The 19,929-nt window shown below is 66.0% G+C and carries 17 protein-coding genes; 7 read left to right on the top strand and 10 right to left on the bottom strand.

The window, feature by feature from the left end:
- The first annotated feature begins 82 nt into the window (after window positions 1-82).
- From AC3DE2_RS06270 to AC3DE2_RS06245, 6 genes are all read left to right on the top strand, one after another.
- A complete protein-coding gene (locus tag AC3DE2_RS06270) occupies window positions 83-616 on the top strand; it encodes a glutathione peroxidase (protein ID WP_488425764.1) in 534 nt (177 codons plus the stop codon).
- A 79-nt stretch (window positions 617-695) separates the two neighbouring features.
- Window positions 696-1,631: an FKBP-type peptidyl-prolyl cis-trans isomerase gene (locus AC3DE2_RS06265; protein ID WP_295378246.1), complete on the top strand. Its 936-nt coding sequence runs from the start codon at window positions 696-698 to the stop codon at window positions 1,629-1,631.
- A gap of 32 nt (window positions 1,632-1,663) precedes the next feature.
- Window positions 1,664-3,016: a UDP-glucose dehydrogenase family protein gene (locus tag AC3DE2_RS06260; RefSeq protein ID WP_488425500.1), complete on the top strand. Its 1,353-nt coding sequence runs from the start codon at window positions 1,664-1,666 to the stop codon at window positions 3,014-3,016.
- Entirely contained in the window at window positions 3,006-3,239 is a 234-nt protein-coding gene (locus tag AC3DE2_RS06255) for a SlyX family protein (protein WP_295378251.1), read from the top strand. Before AC3DE2_RS06260 ends, AC3DE2_RS06255 begins: the two co-directional genes overlap by 11 nt.
- A gap of 57 nt (window positions 3,240-3,296) precedes the next feature.
- A complete protein-coding gene (locus AC3DE2_RS06250; RefSeq protein ID WP_295378254.1) occupies window positions 3,297-3,935 on the top strand; it encodes a DUF2058 domain-containing protein in 639 nt (212 codons plus the stop codon).
- A 7-nt stretch (window positions 3,936-3,942) separates the two neighbouring features.
- Window positions 3,943-4,653: an alpha/beta fold hydrolase gene (locus AC3DE2_RS06245; protein WP_488425498.1), complete on the top strand. Its 711-nt coding sequence runs from the start codon at window positions 3,943-3,945 to the stop codon at window positions 4,651-4,653.
- On the opposite strand, the gene AC3DE2_RS06240 is transcribed toward AC3DE2_RS06245, so the two are convergent.
- The 6 genes from AC3DE2_RS06240 to AC3DE2_RS06215 all read right to left on the bottom strand — a co-directional run bounded on the left by AC3DE2_RS06240 (window position 4,650) and on the right by AC3DE2_RS06215 (window position 12,213).
- On the bottom strand, window positions 4,650-5,843 hold the full coding sequence (locus tag AC3DE2_RS06240) for an MFS transporter (protein WP_488425497.1): 1,194 nt from the start codon (window positions 5,841-5,843) through the stop codon (window positions 4,650-4,652). The genes AC3DE2_RS06245 and AC3DE2_RS06240 overlap by 4 nt on opposite strands.
- Complete coding sequence (locus tag AC3DE2_RS06235) at window positions 5,840-6,532, bottom strand: hypothetical protein (protein WP_488425495.1); 693 nt, start codon at window positions 6,530-6,532, stop codon at window positions 5,840-5,842. Before AC3DE2_RS06235 ends, AC3DE2_RS06240 begins: the two co-directional genes overlap by 4 nt.
- A gap of 359 nt (window positions 6,533-6,891) precedes the next feature.
- A complete protein-coding gene (gene metH, locus AC3DE2_RS06230; RefSeq protein WP_488425493.1) occupies window positions 6,892-9,588 on the bottom strand; it encodes a methionine synthase in 2,697 nt (898 codons plus the stop codon).
- Window positions 9,589-10,188 (bottom strand): short chain dehydrogenase, encoded by a 600-nt coding sequence (locus AC3DE2_RS06225; protein WP_295378267.1) that lies wholly within the window; start codon window positions 10,186-10,188, stop codon window positions 9,589-9,591. It abuts the gene before it with no gap.
- Window positions 10,189-10,198: 10 nt separating this feature from the next.
- Complete coding sequence (locus AC3DE2_RS06220; RefSeq protein WP_488425492.1) at window positions 10,199-11,287, bottom strand: homocysteine S-methyltransferase family protein; 1,089 nt, start codon at window positions 11,285-11,287, stop codon at window positions 10,199-10,201.
- Window positions 11,284-12,213 (bottom strand): ArsR/SmtB family transcription factor, encoded by a 930-nt coding sequence (locus tag AC3DE2_RS06215; protein WP_488425490.1) that lies wholly within the window; start codon window positions 12,211-12,213, stop codon window positions 11,284-11,286. Before AC3DE2_RS06215 ends, AC3DE2_RS06220 begins: the two co-directional genes overlap by 4 nt.
- Before the next feature lie 139 nt (window positions 12,214-12,352).
- Here AC3DE2_RS06215 and AC3DE2_RS06210 point away from each other — a divergent pair, with 139 nt between their 5' ends.
- The gene (locus tag AC3DE2_RS06210; RefSeq protein WP_488425489.1) at window positions 12,353-13,501 is read left to right on the top strand and encodes an acyl-CoA dehydrogenase family protein; all 1,149 of its coding nucleotides are present in this window, start codon (window positions 12,353-12,355) and stop codon (window positions 13,499-13,501) included.
- A 22-nt stretch (window positions 13,502-13,523) separates the two neighbouring features.
- On the opposite strand, the gene AC3DE2_RS06205 is transcribed toward AC3DE2_RS06210, so the two are convergent.
- The 4 genes from AC3DE2_RS06205 to AC3DE2_RS06190 all read right to left on the bottom strand — a co-directional run bounded on the left by AC3DE2_RS06205 (window position 13,524) and on the right by AC3DE2_RS06190 (window position 19,799).
- Window positions 13,524-14,537 (bottom strand): hypothetical protein, encoded by a 1,014-nt coding sequence (locus AC3DE2_RS06205; RefSeq protein WP_488425487.1) that lies wholly within the window; start codon window positions 14,535-14,537, stop codon window positions 13,524-13,526.
- Window positions 14,534-15,265 carry a hypothetical protein gene (locus AC3DE2_RS06200; RefSeq protein WP_488425485.1) on the bottom strand — a complete coding sequence of 244 codons (732 nt, stop codon included), beginning with the start codon at window positions 15,263-15,265 and terminating at the stop codon, window positions 14,534-14,536. The genes AC3DE2_RS06205 and AC3DE2_RS06200 overlap by 4 nt, the downstream gene beginning before the upstream one ends.
- Before the next feature lie 213 nt (window positions 15,266-15,478).
- Entirely contained in the window at window positions 15,479-18,649 is a 3,171-nt protein-coding gene (locus AC3DE2_RS06195; RefSeq protein ID WP_488425483.1) for an efflux RND transporter permease subunit, read from the bottom strand.
- Between the two features lie 13 nt (window positions 18,650-18,662).
- Window positions 18,663-19,799, bottom strand: a complete 1,137-nt coding sequence (locus AC3DE2_RS06190) for an efflux RND transporter periplasmic adaptor subunit (RefSeq protein WP_295378283.1) — start codon at window positions 19,797-19,799, stop codon at window positions 18,663-18,665.
- Between the last annotated feature and the right edge of the window lie 130 nt (window positions 19,800-19,929).

Genomic DNA, 19,929 nt, shown 5'->3' with positions numbered 1-19,929 from the left:
CCGGTTTCGTAACCCAACTGAAGGCATACTTGTCGACCCCGGCGACCAGGAGCTCGACATGAAGCGCAAGTGCTTGAAAACGATGATTTTCGTGGTCGCTTTGATAGCGGCGGGCAGTGTGCTTGCGGCCGGATTGCTGGATGTCAGTTACCGGCCGCTGGCCGGCAAGGCGCCGGTCCGGCTGAACGAAAAGTACGCCGGACAGGTGCTGCTGGTGGTCAACACCGCCAGCAAATGCGGCTTCACCCCGCAGTACGAAGGCCTGGAAGCGCTCCACCAGAAGTACGCGGGACGGGGATTCGCCGTACTCGGCTTCCCCTCCAACGATTTCAAGGGCCAGGAACCGGGCAATGAGCAGCAGATCCAGGAGTTCTGCACGCTGACTTACGGGGTCAAGTTCCCGATGTTCGAAAAGGTCCACGTGATCGGACCGGAAACCACGCCGCTGTATCGCGCGCTGACCCAGGCCACCGGCGTGGCGCCGGGCTGGAATTTCCACAAATACCTGATCTCGCGCGACGGCAGGGTGGTGGCGAATTTCCCCAGCAAGATCACCCCGGACGACCCGGCGCTGGTGGCCGCGGTCGAACGCGAACTGAAGGCGTCGCGGCGTTGAACCCTGCACGCGGCCGCGGTGCGCGTGCGACAATGCGGGATTGGCGCCGCCATCGCGGCGAGTTGCGAGGAGTTGAGGGATGAAGGGGTCGGTTCGCGGTCTTGCCGCGTGTTTGGCAATCACTTTTTCGATGCTGGGAGGCAGCGTGTCTGCACAGGAAAAAACCGCGCTGGCGAATGAGCGCGACAAGGTCAGCTATTCGGTCGGTCTGGATCTGGGCCAATCGTTCGAGCCAATTGCCAAGTTCATCGATCTGGCTTCCTTCGAGCGCGCGATGAAGAACGCGATGGACGGTGGCAAGCCGCTCATCAGCCAGGAAGAGGCGCAGGCGACCGACCAGGCGCTGCGGATCAACCTGGCCGCCAGCCAGGGCCAGCAGATCCCGGGCATGCCGCCGGGCAGCCAGCCGCCGGCCGTGGCCAAGGACAAGGTTGGCCTGATGCTGGGCAGCTACATGGTCGGCCCGTCGCTGGCACCGCTGAAGCAGGATCTGGATCTGGCGGTGGTGATGCAGGGCATGCGCACCGCGCTGGACAAGGCCGCCAAGCCGCTGCTGACGGCCGAGGAAGCCAAGGCGACGATGGAAGCGTTCATGGTCCGCCGGCAGAGCGAGAGCGCGCAGCGCAACCGCACCGAGGGCAGCAAGTTCCTGAGCGAGAACAAGGCCAAGAAGGGCGTGATCACCACGCCGTCGGGCCTGCAGTACATGGTGCTGCGCGAAGGTAACGGCGCGCGTCCCACGCCCGCCAGCCGCGTGCGCGTGAACTATGTCGGCGCGCTGCTGGACGGCACCGTGTTCGACAGCTCCTACGACCGCGGCCAGCCGGCTGAGTTTGGCCTGAACCAGGTTATCCCGGGTTGGACCGAAGGCGTTTCGCTGATGCCGGTCGGCGCCAAGTACCGTTTCTGGATTCCGGGCGACCTCGCATACGGCAAGGATGGCGCGCCGGGCGGCAAGATTGGCCCTGATGCGACACTTACTTTTGACGTCGAGTTGATGGGCATCCTGCAATAACTGCGCGTTCCCCCCATTAACGGAATTCCAGCATGCGAGTAGCGATCTTCGGCACCGGTTACGTCGGCCTGGTGACGGGTACCTGCCTGGCCGAGGTAGGCCACGACATCATCTGCGTCGATATCGATGCCGCCAAGGTCGAAGGCCTGAACAACGGCGTCATCCCGATCTACGAGCCGGGCCTGGAGCCGATGGTGAAGGCCAACCATGCCGCCGGCCGCCTGCGCTTCACCACCGACGCGGCCGAGGCGATCGCGCATGGCGAGGTGGTGTTCATCGCGGTGGGCACGCCGCCCGACGAGGACGGCAGCGCCGATCTGCAGTACGTGCTGGCGGTGGCCCGCACCGTCGGCCAGCACATCCAGCGCCCGACCGTCGTCGTCGACAAGTCGACGGTTCCGGTCGGTACCGCGGATCGCGTGCGCGACGCGATCCAGGCGGAACTGCAGAAGCGTGGCGTGGAGATCCCGTTCGACGTGGTCTCCAACCCGGAATTCCTGAAGGAAGGCGATGCGGTCAAGGATTGCATGCGTCCGGATCGCATCGTGATCGGCGCCAACAATCCGGCCGCCGTCGAAAAGCTCAAGCGGCTGTACGCGCCATTCAACCGCAACCACGAGCGCATCGTGGTGATGGACGTGCGTTCGGCGGAACTGACCAAGTACGCGGCCAACGCGATGCTGGCGACCAAGATCAGCTTCATGAACGAGATCGCCAACATCGCCGAGCGCGTCGGCGCGGACATCGAACACGTGCGCCAGGGCATCGGCTCCGATCCGCGCATCGGCTGGTACTTCATCTATCCGGGCGCCGGCTACGGCGGTTCCTGTTTCCCCAAGGACGTGCAGGCATTGGCCCGCACCGCCCAGCAGAACGGCTACACCCCGCGCCTGCTCGACGCGGTGGAAGAGGTCAACGACGCCCAGAAGGGCCATCTGTACGAACTGATCCAGCGCCACTACGACCGGGGCGAGGACGAAGGCGTGCGTGGCCGCACCTTCGCGGTGTGGGGCCTGGCGTTCAAGCCCAACACCGACGACATGCGCGAAGCCTCCAGCCGGCGCCTGCTGGCCCAGTTGTGGGAGGGCGGCGCCAAGGTGCGGGCCTATGATCCGGAAGCCAGCCACGAGGCGCGGCGCATCTTCGGCGAGCGCGATGATCTGGTGCTGTGCGATTCGGCCAACGCGGCGCTGGATGGCGCCGACGCGCTGGTGGTGGTGACCGAATGGAAACAGTTCCGCAGCCCGGATTTCTCCCGCCTGAAGGGCGTGCTCAAGGATGCGGTGATTTTCGACGGCCGCAACCTGTACGAACCGGCCGAGGTCGAGCAGGCCGGTATCGCCTACTACGGCATCGGTCGCGGGCGTTCCGTCCATGCCGAGTGATCTGTTTTCGCAGGACCGGCTGGAACAGCGCCTGGTCGAACTGGAAACGCGCCTGACCTTCCAGGAACAGGCGATGGCCGAACTCAGCGAGGCGCTGGCCGATGCCCGCGCCGAGAGTGGGCGCAACACCGCGTTGCTGATGAACCTGCTGTCGGATCTGCGCAAGCTGAGGGGCGAGCTGTACGCCGATCCGGCTGACGAACCACCACCGCCGCATTATTGATACGCTTGGCACCGCGCCCGCCACGGGCGCGCTGTGTTCACCGTCGAACTTCCCGCAATGAGCGATACCCTCCGCGACCAACTCCTTGGCCTGGGTTTCAAGCCGGCGCCGAAACCCGAGCGCAAGCCGCAGGCCGGCAAGCCGGGCCAACCCTCAGGCAAGCCGCACGCCAGGCACCCCGGCAAGCCGGGACAGGCGGGCAAGGGCAAGCCTGGCGGCAGGCCGCATGCGCCCGCCGGACAAGGTCCGGGCAAGGGTGGCAAGCGCGAGGGCGACATCGACCTGGCCAAGGCTTACGCGATCCGCGCCCAGAAGGAAAAGGACGAACGGATCGAGACCGAACGCCAGAAGCAGGAAGAGGCCCGGCTTCGCCGCGAGGCCAAGGCCCGGCTGGAAGCCCTGCTGAAGGATCAGGCGTTGAACGATGCGAGCGCGGAGATCGCGCGGCATTTTCCCTATGGCGGCAAGATCAAGCGCATCTACGTCAACGAAGCCCAACTCAAGGCGCTCAACGCCGGTGAACTGGGCGTGGTCCAGTTGAATGGTCGCTACCTGCTGGTGACGGCGGCGATGCTGGCACAGGCGGAAGCCACCTTCGCGCCCTCCGTGGCGTTGAAGGTCGACCCCAACGCGCCGGCGGCGGAAGATCCGTACGCGGATCCGCAGTTCCAGGTGCCCGACGACCTGGTCTGGTAACTCCTCCATGGTGAAGGAACGGGCACCGATGCTGTGCCTGTTGCCGGGCCTGGACGGAACCGGGCGCCTGTACCGGAACCTGCGTCGGCGACTGGAGGCGGATTTCGAGCTTCGTACGCTGGCCTACGACAGCCGCGGTTTTGACGGCTACGCGGCGCTGGCCAACCTGCTCGCGCCGCAACTGCCGCAGGGCGAAGACTTCGTCCTGATTGCCGAATCCTTCGCCGGACCGCTGGCGATTGAACTTGCGGCGCGGGGCCCGCCGGGATTGCGAGCCCTCGTGCTGGCCGCAAGCTTCGCGTCGCCGCCGTTGCCGGCGAGCCGCCTGCTGGCCGGCTTGCTTGAACGACTGCCGGCGATGCTGCCGCCGGGCCTGCTGCTGGAACGGGTACTGGCCGGACGTGGCGCCGATCGTGGCCTGCGCGATGAACTGCGGGACATCCTCCGCCATATCCCGTTGCCGGTGTTGCGCGCGCGGGCGCTGGCGGCGCTGCGCAGCGATGCAGGAGCCCGGTTGGCGCACCTGGAGGTGCCGGTGCTGTACCTGCAGGGGGCACGCGATCGGCTCATTGGCCGGCATGCGGGCAGGGAGGTGCTTCTCCGGGCCCGGGATGCGGAGCTGTGCCACATCGACGCGCCGCATTTCCTTTTCCAGGTCTCGGCCGCCGCCGCCGCCGCGGCCATCACCGAATTCCTGGAGCGGCGGGGAATCGGCTAGCCGGCCGGCGACCCGCGGCCGGATCGGGCCGGTGTCAGCCAGCGCCAGGCGATGAGCGCCGCCAGCAGGGCGAAGCCACCGGCGGCGGCAAACGCGGTCGAGCCGCTGAAATGCCAAAGCTGTCCGGCGATCAGGGCACCGGCGACGCCGCCGATCCCGGAGGAAAGCCCGTAGAACACGCCCTGGCCATGGCCGTTGAGTCGGCCGGGAAAGAAGCGCGCCAGCAATTGCATCGCCGCGGCGAAGAATGCGCCGAAGTTCAATGCATGCGTGATCTGCGCCAGCCCGAGCAGCCAGGCGTTCTCCGGCCACAGGGCGGTCGCCCACCAGCGTAGCGCGGCGCTGAACATGGCCACGGTGATCACCTTGCCCGCGTCCCAGCGACGGAAGATCCGCGCCGACAGGAAAAACACGCCGATTTCGGCCAGGACGCCGACCGTCCAGAACAGGCCGAGCCGGGAGGCCGAGTAGCCATGTTCACTTAGGTAGATGGCGAAGAAGGTGTAGTAGGGACCGAACGAGATCTGGGTGAGGAAGGCAGCGACGAAGAAGGCGCGCACCGCCGGTTGGCGCAGGCGTTCGCGGAAACCCGCCTGGTCCGGGGCATCGGCTTCCCGCGGCGGATGCTCGTAGTGGTTGGCGTACGCCGAAGCCAGCAGGCCGGCGAGCAGCGGCAACATCAGCCAGGGCAGGCTGGCGGCGCCGAAATGATCGAGCAGGGGGCCGTACGAGGACACCACCACGATGAAGCCGATCGAGCCCCAGACGCGAACCTGCCCGTAGCGATGCGGCTGCGCGGCCAGGTGGGTCAGGGTGATCGATTCGAACTGCGGCATCACCGCGTTGTAGGCGAAGCAGAACGCGCACATCACCGCGAACAGTCCGGCGAAATCCAGTGGCAGCAGGAAGACGGCGAAGGCCAGCAGGGTCAGCCAGCACCCCAGGTGCAGCCAGCGGATTGGGTGCGCCGATCGCGCCGCCAGCGTGGTCCAGGTACTGGGAGCGACGATGCGGGTGGCGTACCACAGGCTCATCAGCACGCTGATCGCGCCGACCTGCATGCCGCGCGATTGCAGGAACAGGCTCCAGTAGGGCGTGAACGCGCCCAGTGCCGCGTAGTAGGCGAGGTAGAAACTCGACAGCCGCGCGATGGGAACCGCGGCGTGCGGAGGGCCGCCGGCGGGTGTCACGGCAGATCCTGCACGGGGGTGTGCAGCAGTTCGCGGGTGCCGTGCGCCAGCCGGCGCAGGTGCGAGATGCCCAGGTCCCGGATCAGCGAATGGGTCTGATGCGGCAGCGGTGAATCGTAGAGATCGTGGGGAGCGATATTCTTGCCGGGCACGCCGGGGACGAATTCCAGCCCGGCCGCGGCGTAGCAGTGCTGGACCAGCGCCGAGCAGTACAGCGCGCCTTCCTTGGCCAGCAGGTTGTCGCGCTGGCGCAGGCGCGTGCTGTGCATGGCGAACAGGGTGCCGACCAGTTCGCCGAGCGAATAACTGGACAGGCCGGCCAGCAAGTCCAGCCCGGCGACCTGTACCTGGCGGACTTGTGCCGGGTCCAATTCGAAGTCCAGCACGGCGAGGTTGGGAAATGTTTCCTCGTCGAAATAGCGCGCGAGCCGGTTTTCCTGCACACCCAGGCGAATCTGCCGATAGCGCAGGTCCAGATCCGATTCCAGTACCCACCAGTGCCCATCCACGCGCTGTTCCATGAAGATGAAGGCATGCGACCACAGGCTGCGATGGCCATCCCCGGTCAGCGGCACCTGCGCCTTGCGGATCAGCTTGTTGATCCAGTCACGTCCGCCGGAGAGACCGATGCGGCCGGCAGCGGCATGCTTGAGCAGGAAGGCGGCGTTGTCGCTCTGGGCGGCGTCCATGCGGGGGGCGGGGCGGCGGGGAATGCAGATCCTAAACGATGCCGCGCGGGACGAGGATTGCGGGGGCGGGATGCGGTGTGTTTTCCAACTCTGTTGTCTCATGAGGCGTGGATAGCCCCCTTTTAGAAGGGGCGGGCAACTGCGAAGCAGGTGACGGGGGATTGACCCGCGATTCGGCGGTTGAAAAGCGCTTGCTCTTCGCGCCAAGAGCAAATCCCCCTCAGTCCCCCTTTGCAAAAGGGGGAGGCAAAAGCCCAGCCTTTCCCGAATCCCGGCTTTCTACGGCTTATGGCCGGTCATCCCGAATCCCGGCTTTCAACGGCCGCATGGCCGGTCATCCCGATTCCCGATTCCCTGCCTCAATCCGGGTCGTAGTCCAGGTTGGAAGCCAGCCAGCGTTCCGCCTGGGCCAGTTCCACGCCCTTGCGCCGGGCATAGTCGGCGACCTGTTCCTTGGACACGCGACCGACCACGAAGTACTGGCTCTGCGGGTGGCTGAAGTAGTAGCCGGACACCGCCGCGGTGGGCAGCATCGCGAAACTCTCGGTCAAGGTCATGCCGGCGTTTACGTTTGCATCGAGCAGGCGGAACAGGCTCGCCTTCTCGCTGTGTTCCGGGCACGCCGGATATCCCGGGGCGGGGCGGATGCCGCGATAGCCCTCGGCGATCAGCGCTTCGTTGTCGAGCGATTCGTTGGCGTCGTAGCCCCAGAATTCGGTACGCACGCGCTGGTGCAGGCGCTCGGCGAAGGCCTCGGCCAGGCGATCGGCCAGCGCCTTGAGCAGGATCGCGTTGTAGTCGTCGTGATCGGCCTCGAAGCGCGCCACATGCGCGTCGATGCCGATGCCGGCGGTGACCGCGAACATGCCGATCCAGTCGGGCTTGCCCGAGGCCTGCGGCGCGATGAAGTCGGCCAGGCAGAAATCCGGACGCTCGACCGGCTTGTCGACCTGCTGGCGCAGGAAGTGCAGGGTCTGCGGGCCGCCGTCGGTCTGGATGAGGACATCGTCGCCGACCGACTGCGCCGGCCACAGGCCGAACACGCCGCGCGCGGTCAGCCAGCGCTCGCGGATGATCCGGTCCAGCATCGCGCGCGCGTCGCGGTACAGCTCGCTGGCCTGGGCACCGACGACTTGGTCGGTCAGGATGGCCGGGAACTTGCCGGCCAGTTCCCAGGCCTGGAAGAACGGTGTCCAGTCGATGTACTCGACCAGTTCGGCCAGCGGGTAGTCATCCAGTGCGGTGATGCCGGGCTGGCGCGGGGCGGGCGGGTCGTACGCATCCCAGCCGCCATTGAACTTCTGCCCGCGCGCCTTCTCCAGCGATACCAGCCGCTTGGCGTCGCCGCGATTGCGGTGGCGCTGGCGGATCTCGGCGTAGTCGGCATCGTTGGCGGCGACGAAGGCGGCCCGCATGTCGCGCGAAATCAGCGATTGCGCCACGCCGACCGCGCGCGAGGCATCCTTCACCCAGACCGTCGGTGCGTCGTAGTGCGGATCGATCTTCAGCGCGGTGTGCGCGCGCGAGGTGGTCGCGCCGCCGATCAGCAGGGGCAGGGAGAAACCCTGGCGCTGCATTTCGCGGGCAACATGGGTCATTTCCTCGAGCGAAGGGGTAATCAGGCCGGACAGGCCGATGATGTCGGCGTTCTCGGCGCGCGCGGTATCCAGGATCTTCTGCGCCGGCACCATCACGCCGAGGTCGACCACCTCGAAATTGTTGCAGGCCAGGACCACGCCGACGATGTTCTTGCCGATGTCGTGGACGTCGCCCTTGACCGTGGCCATCACGATCTTGCCGTTGGACTTGCCGGCGTCGCCGGTCTTCAGCTTCTCCGCCTCGATGAAGGGCAACAGGTAGGCCACCGCCTTCTTCATCACCCGTGCCGACTTGACCACCTGCGGCAGGAACATCTTGCCGGCGCCGAACAGATCGCCGACCACGTTCATGCCGTCCATCAGCGGTCCTTCGATGACGTCCAGCGGTCGCGTCGCCTGCTGCCGCGCTTCCTCGGTATCCTCCTCGACGAACGCGTCGATGCCGTGCACCAGCGCATGCGCCAGGCGTTCGCGCACCGGCTTGCCGCGCCAGGCCAGGTCCTCGGTCTTGCTTTCACCCTTCTTGCCCTTGTAGCGATCGGCGATTTCCAGCAGGCGCTCGGTGGCGTCGCGGCGGCGATTGAGGATGACGTCCTCCACGCGCTCGCGCAGCTCCGGATCCAGATCGTCGTAGATCGGCATCGCGCCGGCGTTGACGATGCCCATGTCCATGCCGGCCTGGATGGCGTGGTACAGGAATACCGAGTGGATGGCCTGGCGCACCGTCTCGTTGCCGCGGAAAGAGAACGACACGTTGGAAACGCCGCCGGACACGTGGCAATGCGGCAAGGTGCGCTTGATGACGCGGGTGGCTTCGATGAAGTCCACCGCGTAGTTGTCGTGTTCCTCGATGCCGGTCGCGACCGCGAAGATGTTGGGGTCGAAAATGATGTCTTCCGGCGGGAACCCGACCTGCTCGGTCAGGATCCGGTAGGCGCGCGTGCAGATCTCCACCTTGCGTTCGCAGGTGTCGGCCTGGCCGGTCTCGTCGAACGCCATCACCACCGCGGCGGCGCCGTAGCGCAGGACCTTGCGGGCGTGCTCGATGAACGCGTCCTCGCCTTCCTTCAGCGAGATGGAGTTGACCACGCCCTTGCCCTGCAGGCACTTCAGGCCAGCCTCGATGACGGTCCACTTGGACGAGTCGACCATCACCGGAATGCGGGCGATGTCCGGTTCGGAGGCGATCAGGTTGAGGAAGCGGGTCATCGCCTTCTCGGAGTCGATCAGTCCCTCGTCCATGTTGACGTCGAGGATCTGCGCGCCACTGGCGACCTGCTGGCGGGCGACGTCCACCGCCTCCTCGTAGCGCTCTTCCTTGATCAGCTTGCGGAATTGCGCACTGCCGGTGACGTTGGTGCGTTCGCCGACGTTGACGAACAGCAGGTCGCGCGTGATGACCAGCGGCTCGAGGCCGGAGAGGCGGGTGTGGCGGGTTGGGGAAGCGGTGTTGTCCATTTACCAGACCTTGTAGACCTGTCCTGTCTGCACGCCTTCGATGCTGCGCTGGAAGGCCAGCGCGGCGCGTGCGGCGGAAACCGGCTCGAAACCGGGGAAGAAATCGGCGTAGGCGTCCCAGGCTTCGCCGAGGACCGTGGGACTGACGGCGTTGATGCGCAGGCCGCGCGGCAGTTCGCAGGCGGCGGCGCGGACGAAGCCCTCGACCGCGGCGTTGACCGCGGTGGCATTGGCACCCAGGCGGATCGGCTGTTCAGCCAGGATGCCGGTGGTCAGCGTGATCGAACCGCCATCGGCGAGATGGTGCTGGCCGAGCAGTGCCAGCCGGACCTGGCCCAGCAGCTTGTCCTGCAGGCCGATCTCGAACTGGGCGGCGGTCATCTCGGCCAAGGGCCCGAAATGCACGCTGCCGGTCGCGCTGACGATGGCGTCCACGCGCCCGACCGCGGCGAACAGGCCGGCCACGCTGGCGTCGTCACGCAGGTCGACACGGTGGTCACCGCTGTTGCGACCGGCGGTGATGATCCGGTGGTGCCGACCCAGGTGCGCCACGACCGCCTGCCCCAAGGTACCGCTGGCACCCACGACGAGTATCTTCACCGGGAATTCCTCAAGCCGCCCGCACCAGCGGCTGCTTCAGCCGGCGCGGCGCGATGCCCGCCACCGCCTGGGCAATGGCCTGGATGTGTGCGGGCGTGGTGCCGCAGCAACCGCCAACCAGGTTCAGCAGGCCTGACTGGGCGAACTCCTGCAACGTGGCCGCCATCTCTTCCGGCGTCTCGTCATACTCGCCGAAGGCGTTGGGCAGGCCGGCGTTGGGATGCGCACTGACATAGCCGTCGGCCACGTGGGCCAGGGTTTCCACGTGCTCGCGCAGGTCGCGCGCGCCGAGCGCGCAGTTCAGGCCGATCGACAACGGCCGGCTGTGCGACATCGAGGTGTAGAACGCCTCGGCGGTCTGCCCGGACAGGGTGCGGCCGGACGCGTCGGTGATGGTGCCGGAGATCATGACCGGCAGGCGCGCGCCGCGGGCGTCGAAGGCCTCCTCGATGGCGAACAGCGCGGCCTTGGCGTTGAGCGTGTCGAAGATGGTTTCCACCATCAGGCAATCGGCGCCCCCGTCGATCAGGCCGTCGATGGCCTCGCGGTAGGTACTGCGCAGCTCATCGAAACTGGTGTTGCGGAAACCCGGGTCGTTGACGTCCGGGCTGATCGAGGCGGTGCGGCTGGTCGGGCCAAGCACGCCGATGACGAAGCGCGGCTTGTCCGGCGTCTTCGCTTCCACGGCATCGCAGCAGGCGCGCGCGACCTGGGCGCCGGCCTTGTTCAGTTCATAGACCAGGTGTTCCAGGTGGTAGTCGGCCTGGCTCACCGCGGTGGCGTTGAAGGTGTTGGTCTCGACCAGATCCGCGCCGGCTTCCAGGTAGGCGGTATGCACGCCGGCGATGACCTCCGGCCTGGTCAGCAGCAGCAGGTCGTTGTTGCCTTTCAGATCATGGCCGCAGCCGGGGCCGTGGCCATGCTCGGGCTGCTGGCGGTCGAAGCCGTCGACGAAGCGCTCGCCGCGGTAGTCGGCTTCCTGCAGGCCGTGACGCTGGATCATCGTGCCCATCGCGCCGTCGATGATCAGGATGCGCTGTTCAAGGGCGTCGAGCAGCAACTGGACGCGATGCGGATGCAGCCAGGGCAGGGTGTTCATGGTTTGACTCCCAACAGGGAAATGACTTCGAAATGGGGGGGGCGGCGTTCGCGGGTGACCGTTTCCGCGCTCACGATCTCGAGCCCGGCCTTCTCGGCGAACTTGCGCAGTTCCTTTTCGGTGAAACCCAGATTGACGTGGCCGTAGGACTCCACCACCGCGCGGTGCTCGTGCTTGCCCAGGCTGCTCAACAGCAGGCGGCCGCCCTTGCGCAGCACCCGCGAGGCCTCGGCGACGGCCTGGGCCGGCTTGCTGGCATAGGTCAGCGCATGCATCAGTACGACCAGATCGAAACTGCCGTCCTTGAACGGCAGCGCGTGCATGTCGCCCTCGCGGACCTCCACGTTGGGGAAGCGGCGCAGGCGTTCGCCGGCGGCGGCGACCACGCGCGCGCTGGTGTCGACGCAGACATAGCGATGCGAATGCGGCGACAGCAGTTCCGCCAGCACGCCGTCGCCGGAGGCGATGTCGAGCACGTCGCCGGTTTCCAGCAGGGGCAGCGCGGTGCGGGCGAGGGCTTCCCAGGTACGGCCCGGGGAATAGTGGCGTTCCATGTCGCCGGCGACCGAGTCGGCCCAGTTCTGGTCGGCGGCGCGGCTGGCCAGCACCGCCGGCAGGCGCTCGGCGTCCTGGCGCAGCAGCGGATCGTCGCTGCCTTCCTTGAGCGCCCGCCACAAGTCCCGCTGGGCGGGATCCAGTTTGTCCTCGTCGAAGCGATAATAGGCTGACACGCCGGCGCGCCGGTCGCGTACCAGGCCGGCTTCCTTGAGCTTGGCCAGGTGGGTGGAGACGCGGGGCTGGGCCAACTGAGTGACGGCCGAGAGTTCGGCCACGGTCAACTCCTCGCCGGACAGCAGGGCGAGCAGGCGCACGCGGGTGGCGTCGGCGAAGACCTTGAGCCGGGTGGACCAGGCTTCCAGATCCATAAATATCTTCCTATCGCGATATAGAGATATTCTCCGCCGCCGGCGGCGTCGGGTCAAGCGCCACATACGCATGCGCATGGTTTGGGGGCGCCGGGTTACAATTGGTATTCAAAATATTTTGGAGTGAGGGGTTTTAGCCGTGGATTTCGCATTCACCGAAGAGCAGTTGATGATCCAGGACGTGGCCCGCCGGATCGCGCAGGAAAAGATCGCACCCAGTGCGGAGCACCACGACAAGACCGGCGAGTTCCCCCTGGAGAACATCCGCCTGCTCGGTGAAAACGGCCTGATGGGCATCGAGGTGCCGACCGAGTACGGCGGCGCCGGCATGGATCCGATTGCCTATGTGCTGGCGATGGTGGAAATCGCCGCCGGCGATGCCGCCCACTCGACCATTGTGTCGGTGAACAACTCGCTGTTCTGCAACGGCATCCTGAAGTTCGGCACCGAGGCGCAGAAGCAGAAGTACGTGCGCGCGATCGCCGAAGGCGAAGAAATCGGCGCCTTCGCGCTGACCGAGCCGCAATCCGGTTCCGACGCCACCGCCATGCGTTGCCGCGCGGTCAAGCAGGCCGATGGCAGCTACGTGATCAATGGCAAGAAGAGCTGGATCACCTCCGGCCCGGTCGCCAAGTACATCGTGCTGTTCGCGATGAGCGAGCCGGACAAGGGCGCGCGCGGCATCACCGCGTTCCTGATCGACACCGCGCTGCCTGGCTTCCATCGTGGCAAGACCGAACCCAAGCTGGGCATCCGCGCCTCGGCCACCTGCGAAATCGAGTTCACCGACTACGTGGTCGCGCCCGAAGATGTGCTTGGCCAGGAAGGCGAGGGGTTCAAGATCGCGATGGGCGTGCTCGATGCCGGCCGCATCGGCATCGCCTCGCAGGCGATCGGCATCGCCCGCGCGGCGTATGAAGCGACCATTGCCTACGTCAAGGAACGCAAGGCCTTCGGTGCGCCGATCGGCACCTTCCAGATGACCCAGGCCAAGATCGCGGACATGAAGTGCAAGCTGGACGCGGCGCTGCTGCTGACCCTGCGCGCGGCGTGGGTGAAGGGCCAGGACCAGCGCTTCAGCAACGAGGCGGCCATCGCCAAGCTGACCGCCTCCGAGGCGGCGATGTGGATCACCCACCAGGCCGTGCAGATCCACGGCGGCATGGGGTACTCCAAGGAAATGCCGCTGGAACGCTATTTCCGCGATGCCAAGATCACCGAGATCTACGAGGGCACCAGCGAAATCCAGCGCCTGGTCATCGCCCGCAACGAAACAGGGCTGCGCTGATGGCGGGTTGACGAAAACCGCGTCATTGATGAGTCGAAGGGGCCGCGCCAGCGGCCTCTTTTTTTGCTCCGCTGTGCCGATAGCCCGGTGCGCTGCCTGCACCGGGCAGAAGCGAGGGCTGGTCATCCTCCAGGAAGGCATCCTTGCAGTCGATGTCCTGGCTCTTTCCGTCCCGCTGACGCGCGCAATGCATTGGAAGGTAGAAGCCGCGCCACGGATCCAGCGTGTAGATCACCCGGGTGGCGGTCCCCTGGCCAGCGCTCCGCGTGGTGACCTGCGAAGGCAAGCTGCCATCGGCTGCCAGCGGGAATTCGAAGCCGTTCGAATACGGTGCAAGCAGGATGACGCAGGCGCCGCCACCCGCTTTCACCGCAACGATTGTTTCGGTCCAGTCGTGGGAGGGAGTCATGTTTGCAATGCGATAGTAGGCCATCCCCGGAGCATCGAAGGGAACGGAGGTGACGGTGAGGTTCTCGTCATCTTCGAGACCAGGGAAGCTCTCTTGCATGTAGTCGCGCAATGAAGAAAAGCAGTCGCCCACCAGCGAGCCTGACCACGCGTTGCGCCTGTTGGACAGGTAGCCGGGCATCAGTTCGACGTAGGCGTCGCCATTCCAAGCGTAGTCGCTGCGGCCATTGTGAGCGTGATCGAGATGCTCCCAGCCGGTGAGACGGTCGGGAACGAGTCCGGTTCTGGCGGGTGCCAGCGATTTACCGAAGAAGATGAATTGCGGAAGCAGTTCCGTCCCGCGAAGGAGGTAGAAGCCGGTGTAGTAGTTCCTGCCTTTTCTATCGGGTGTTGCGAAACAACCGATGAATCCGGGTCCCAGCGATTCCTGCTCGATGAGGATCTCTTTCCCGAACGATTCAATCACACAGGGATCATCTCCGCACACGTACATCCGGTACTCGGGATCGGCATGCAGATCCCGCGTGATGGCCGCGCGATGGTGCTCGCATTCGCCGGCAAGGCCGGACACGGGAATCGCCAGCAGGACAAGAAGCCACGCCATGAGCAAGGGGGCCACGCGTCTCATGGCGAATCCATGACGAACCGGAACGGATCGGAAGGTGCGACAAAGCGCGCCGAGCGGGTGCGTCCCGTGCGTACGAAGCCGTCTCCGTCGATGCGGTATTCGTCGATGCGCACGCCCGTCGGCTGCCCGTGTGCGTCGCGCAGATAGCCGATGGCCGGAAACAGGACCCGTCCGTCCGGCGTCGCGGTCACCGCCGCGCACGAGGTGAACAGACCGGGCAGGCGGTACAGCCGCGCCTGTGCCGACAGCGGTTCGACGAGCAGGAAGAGCGGCATCGTGCTGACACCGGCATCCTCGTCGCCCGGATGGCTCTCGATGCAGAGCATGGCCGGTCGATTGCCATGGCCAGGCGCCATGTGCAGGTCGGCATACATCGGATGGTGCGGCGCGGAGATCTCGCCGTCGAAGGCAATGGCATCGGCGAAGCGGAAGCGGCGCTCGTCTACCGCGACGTATTCGTAGGCAATCCATACGTCGAGATCCCGGCCATCCAGGTAGGGCTGGAAGCGTGAACGCGGATCATCGGTTTCGCCCCGGGCATAGTCGTCCTCGCTGACATAGATGTTGCGGACCGGGCGCCCGCGCTCCGAATAGGCGGGGGCGGTGAACACGCGGCCGGGCTCTTCGGCGAACAGCTCCGCGTAGCCGTTGCCGGTCGCATCGCCGTAAACGGTGCGGGCGGCGGCGGATAGAGGGGAAAGCACCGGCAGCGCCAGGGCCAGGAGCAAAAGCGCCGGGCGCAAGAGGGGCCGGCCAGGTGACGAATGAGACATGCGTGTCGCGGCGGCAGGTGCCGAATGGGATGGACCCCGCCAGCTTGGGCCAGCGCGACGCCGGCCACCATCGGAGGATTCCCAAACGCGCCGCGGACGCGGGGGCGCAGGCAAAAAAAGCCCCGGCCATGCCGGGGCTTTCCTCGTGGCAACGACAGGACTGTCGTCTCAGTGCCCGGGTGCGGACTCGCTGGATAGCGCGTGCGAATCCTCCGCCACATGTCCGCGTTCACGGGAATGATCGCGGGCCAGGTACAGATAGAACGCCGGCAGCACGAACAGCGTGAACATCGTGCCGATGGTCATGCCCGAGGCGATCACCACGCCCATCGAGAACCGTGAAGCGGCACCCGGACCGGTAGCAATCAACAGCGGGATCATCGCGAACACCAGCGCGGCCGTGGTCATCAGCACCGGACGCAGGCGGATGGCGGCCGCCTCCTCGATGGCCTCGCGCTTGGACAGGCCGCGCTCGATCTGCAGCTTGTTGGCGAACTCCACGATCAGGATGCCGTGCTTGGAAATCACGCCCACGAGGGTCACCAGGCCAACCTGCGTGTAGATGTTGATGCTCATCCCGGGGAAGGCCTCGACACCCGTGAATTGCAGGATCTGCGAGGCCAGTGCCAGCACGTTGAGGGTCAGCAGCGCACCGCAGATCGCCATTGGCACGGTCAGCAGCATGATCAGGGCGTCGCGGAAGCTCTCGAACTGTGCCGACAGCACCAGGAAGATCACGATCAGCGCCAGCGCCAGGGTCGTCAGCATCGCCGAACCCTCCTGCTTGAACTGGCGCGATTCGCCGGCATAGTCGACCGAATAGCCCTGCGGCAGCACTTCCTTGGCGGCCTGGTCCAGGATCGCCAATGCCTCGCCCTTGCTGACGCCCGGGCGCGGCGCGAACGTGATCGACACCGCGTTGAGCTGCTGGAAGCGCTTGAGCGACTGCGGCTGCGCGCTTTCCTTCAGGGTCACGATGGTCGACAGCGGCACCAGTTCGCCGTCACGGGTACGGGTGTAGTAGTTCTCGAGGTCGCTGGCATTGAGGCGATCATTGCGCTGTACCTGCGGAATCACCAGGTACGAACGGTTCTGCATGGCAAAGCGGTTGGTGTAGCCGCCGGACAGCATGGCCGACATGTCGGCCGCGAGCGTGCGCATGTCGATGCCCAGGCTGGCCGCCTTGTCGCGGTTGATCTCCACCTCGATGCGTGGCTTGTCGATCTTCAGATCCTTGTCCAGGAAGATGAAGCGCTTGCTGGCCATGGCCTTCTGCAGGATGGTGTCGGCCAGTTCGTTGAGCTGGCTCAGTTCGCCGACGCCGCCGATGATGAACTCGCCACCGCCGTCGCCGCCCGCGCTGGGCAGGGACGGGGGCACCAGGGCGAACACGTTCAGGCCGCTGACCCCACTCATCTTGGGCTGCAGTTCCTGCTCCAGCACCGCCTTGGTCGAGCGCTCGCGCTGGCTCCACGGCTTGAGCACGAAGCCCGCCATCGCGCTGGGGCTGGCGCCGCCACCGCTGCCGCCGAAGCCGCCGTTGAACAGGAAGTAGTCCTGGATCTCCGGCACGCCCTTGGCGATGGTGGTGACTTCCTCGGTATAGCGTTCCACGTAGTCCAGCGTGGAGTAGGGGTCGGCGCTGGCGATGGAGAAGATGAAGCCTTCGTCTTCCAGCGGCGCCGGTTCCTGCGGGGCCGAGGTGTACAGGAACGCGCAGGAAGCCAGCACGAGCAGGCCGAAGATGCCGATCACGGCCTTGGTCTCCAGGGTGCCGTGCAGGCGCCGCTGGTAGCTGCGGTGCAGGGCCTCGAAGCGGGCGTCCAGCCACTTTTCCAGCTTGCCCTTGCCGCCTGCGGTGTGCGGCTTGAGGATCTTGGCGCACATCATCGGGCTGAGGGTCAGGGCGATCACGCCCGACAGCAGCACCGAACCGGCCAGGGTGAAGGCGAATTCGGTGAACAGCACGCCGGTCAAACCGCCCTGGAAACCGATGGGCAGGTAGACCGCCACCAGCGTGGTGGTCATCGCCACCACCGGCCAGGCCAGCTCGCGCGCGCCCTTGATCGAGGCCTCGTAGGGCGACATGCCCTCCTCGATGTGGCGGTGGATGTTCTCCAGCACGATGATGGCGTCGTCCACCACGATGCCGATCGCCAGCACCATCGCCAGCAGGGTCAGCAGGTTGATGGTGAAGCCCATCAGCAGCATCAGGAAGAGCGCGCCCACCAGCGACAGCGGTACGGTCACCGCCGGAATCAGCACGCTGCGCAGCGAGCCCAGGAACAGGAAGATCACCACGATCACGATGATCACCGCCTCGACGATCGTGCTGACCACCTCGTCGATCGCATCCTGGATGGACTCGGTGCTGTCGTACGGGATGGTCGCCTTGATGCCTTCGGGCAGCTGCGGCACGATTTCGTCGTCCCACAGCTTGCGCACGTCCTTGATGACGTCCAGCGAGTTCGCGTCCGGGGCGACGAAGATGCCCATGAAGGTCGCGGCTTCGCCGTTGATGCGCACCGAGGTGCCGTAGTTCTCCGAGCCCAGGACCACGTCGGCGACGTCGCCCAGGCGGACGATGGCGCCGTTTTCCTCGCGCACGATCAGGCGGCGGAACTCGTCCGCGTTGCGCAGGTCGGTGCGCGCGGTCATGTCGATCGCGACCATTTCACCCTTGGTGGAGCCCACCGCCGACAGCACGTTGTTGTTCTGCAGGGCATTGGAGACATCGCTGGCGGTGACCCGCAGCGCGGTCATGCGATCGGGCTTGAGCCACACGCGCATGGCGAAGGTGCCGGCGCCGAGGATGTCGGCGCGCTGCACGCCGGAGACCGTCACCAGTTTGGGCTGGACCACGCGGGTCAGATAGTCGGTAATCTGGTTGTTGTCCAGGGTCTCGGAGGCGAAGGACACGTACATCGCGGCGATCTGCTGGCCCTGCTGCAGGTCGATCACCGGATCCTCGGACTCCGGCGGCAACTGGCCGCGCATCTTGTTGACCTTGGCGGCGATCTGGGTCAGCGCCTCGTTCGGGTCCTGGTCCAGGCGGATGTAGGCCTGGATCAGGCTCACGCCGGCCGAACTGGTCGAGCTGAGGTATTCGATGCCCTCGGCGCTGGCGACCTCGCGTTCGAGCGGGGTGGTGATGAAGCCCTGGATCAGATCCGCATCGGCACCGTAGTAGGTGGTGCTGATGTTGATCACGGCGTTGCGCAGCTCGGGGTACTGGCGCACGTTCAACTCGGTGAACGAGCGCAGGCCGAACAGCAGGATGAACAGGCTGACGACGACCGCCAGTACCGGTTTGTTGATGAAGATGTCGGTGAATTTCATCGCCGGCCCCCCGTCAACGGTTTTCCGGGGCCGGCGCGGCGTTGGCGCTCGGCTTGACCTTGTTGTTGACCACCACCTCGGCGTCGTTGCGCAGCTTCAGCAACCCGGTGGTGGCGACGCGTTCACCGGCCTTGAGGCCTTCGGTGATCGCGATCAGATCACCCCGGGTGGAACCGGTCTTGACGAAGCGCTGCTTGACGATCAGCTTCTTGCCGGTCAGCGGCTTGCCCTGCATGTCGGTCTCGCCCTTGGCGCGGGCGACTTCCTGGATCACGTAGACCGCGTTGCCGTAGGGATTGAAGCTGACCGCAGTCTGCGGCACGACCACCACGTTCTGGGCGCTGCCGGTGTCGAAACCGACATGGGCGAAGGTGCCCGGGCGCAGGGCGTTGTCCGGATTGGCCAGGGTCGCCTGCACCTTGAAATTGCGGGTGGCGGTGTCGACCAGCGGTTCGACCGCGGTGACCTCGCCCTCGAACACCTGGCCGGGCAGGGCGTCGACGGTGGCGCGGATCCGGCTGCCGCGGGCCATCTGGCCGACCCGCTGCTCGGGCAGGGTGAAATCGAGGTAGATCGGATCCAGCGTCTGCAGGCTGACGATGGCGTCGCCCGGGCTGAGGTACTGGCCCAGGCTGACCTTGCGGATGCCCAGCACACCGCTGAACGGCGCGACGATGGTCTTCTGCGCGATCAGTGCGCGCTGCGCCTCGACCTGGGCCTGCGCGGTGGCGGCCTGGGTACTGCGCTCCTCCGCATCGGCCTGCGAGACCAGCTTGTCGCGGGCCAGCGCCTGCCAGCGGTCACGCTGGACGGCGGCCAGCTTGGCCGACGCCTCCAGCGAGCGCAGCACGGCCAACTCGTTGGCCGTGTTCAATCGCGCCAGCACCGCGCCGGCCTTGACCGGCTGGCCGACATCGATGGACAGCTCGCGCACCACGCCACCAGCCTCGGTGGTCACGTCGGTGCCCTGGATGGCGACGAAGGTGCCGACCGCCTGCTGGGCGTCGAGCCACTGTTCCTGCTTGGCCGTCCAGTCGGTCACGGTGGCGGCCGGTTGCGGCATGTTGTCGAAGAAGTCGTTCATCCCCTTGCTCATGACCGACTTGAAGACGAACACGCCGCCGAAGATCACCACGACGGCGATCAGCATCAGGATCATGCGGCGAGTGGTGGAAGGGGGTTTCCGTGCAGTGGCATTCCGTGTCATGGCAGCTATCGGTGGTGGGGGGATTCAGGAAGACGACGAACAGGCGGGGGCCGGATCGACATCTTGGATCGCG

The sequence above is a fragment of the Pseudoxanthomonas sp. 68-E7 genome (assembly GCF_057773145.1).
This window is presented reverse-complemented; position numbering and strand designations above follow the sequence as displayed.

Excerpts from the sequence above, each read along its gene's own strand:
- AC3DE2_RS06270 (WP_488425764.1), top strand. The coding sequence starts at position 83 with ATGATTTTCGTGGTCGCTTTGATAGCGGCGGGCAGTGTGCTTGCGGCC.
- AC3DE2_RS06265 (WP_295378246.1), top strand. The coding sequence starts at position 696 with ATGAAGGGGTCGGTTCGCGGTCTTGCCGCGTGTTTGGCAATCACTTTT.
- AC3DE2_RS06260 (WP_488425500.1), top strand. The coding sequence starts at position 1,664 with ATGCGAGTAGCGATCTTCGGCACCGGTTACGTCGGCCTGGTGACGGGT.
- AC3DE2_RS06255 (WP_295378251.1), top strand. The coding sequence starts at position 3,006 with ATGCCGAGTGATCTGTTTTCGCAGGACCGGCTGGAACAGCGCCTGGTC.
- AC3DE2_RS06250 (WP_295378254.1), top strand. The coding sequence starts at position 3,297 with ATGAGCGATACCCTCCGCGACCAACTCCTTGGCCTGGGTTTCAAGCCG.
- AC3DE2_RS06245 (WP_488425498.1), top strand. The coding sequence starts at position 3,943 with ATGGTGAAGGAACGGGCACCGATGCTGTGCCTGTTGCCGGGCCTGGAC.
- AC3DE2_RS06235 (WP_488425495.1), bottom strand. The coding sequence starts at position 6,532 with ATGGACGCCGCCCAGAGCGACAACGCCGCCTTCCTGCTCAAGCATGCC.
- metH (WP_488425493.1), bottom strand. The coding sequence starts at position 9,588 with ATGGACAACACCGCTTCCCCAACCCGCCACACCCGCCTCTCCGGCCTC.
- AC3DE2_RS06220 (WP_488425492.1), bottom strand. The coding sequence starts at position 11,287 with ATGAACACCCTGCCCTGGCTGCATCCGCATCGCGTCCAGTTGCTGCTC.
- AC3DE2_RS06215 (WP_488425490.1), bottom strand. The coding sequence starts at position 12,213 with ATGGATCTGGAAGCCTGGTCCACCCGGCTCAAGGTCTTCGCCGACGCC.
- AC3DE2_RS06205 (WP_488425487.1), bottom strand. The coding sequence starts at position 14,537 with ATGAGACGCGTGGCCCCCTTGCTCATGGCGTGGCTTCTTGTCCTGCTG.
- AC3DE2_RS06195 (WP_488425483.1), bottom strand. The coding sequence starts at position 18,649 with ATGAAATTCACCGACATCTTCATCAACAAACCGGTACTGGCGGTCGTC.
- AC3DE2_RS06190 (WP_295378283.1), bottom strand. The coding sequence starts at position 19,799 with ATGCTGATCGCCGTCGTGGTGATCTTCGGCGGCGTGTTCGTCTTCAAG.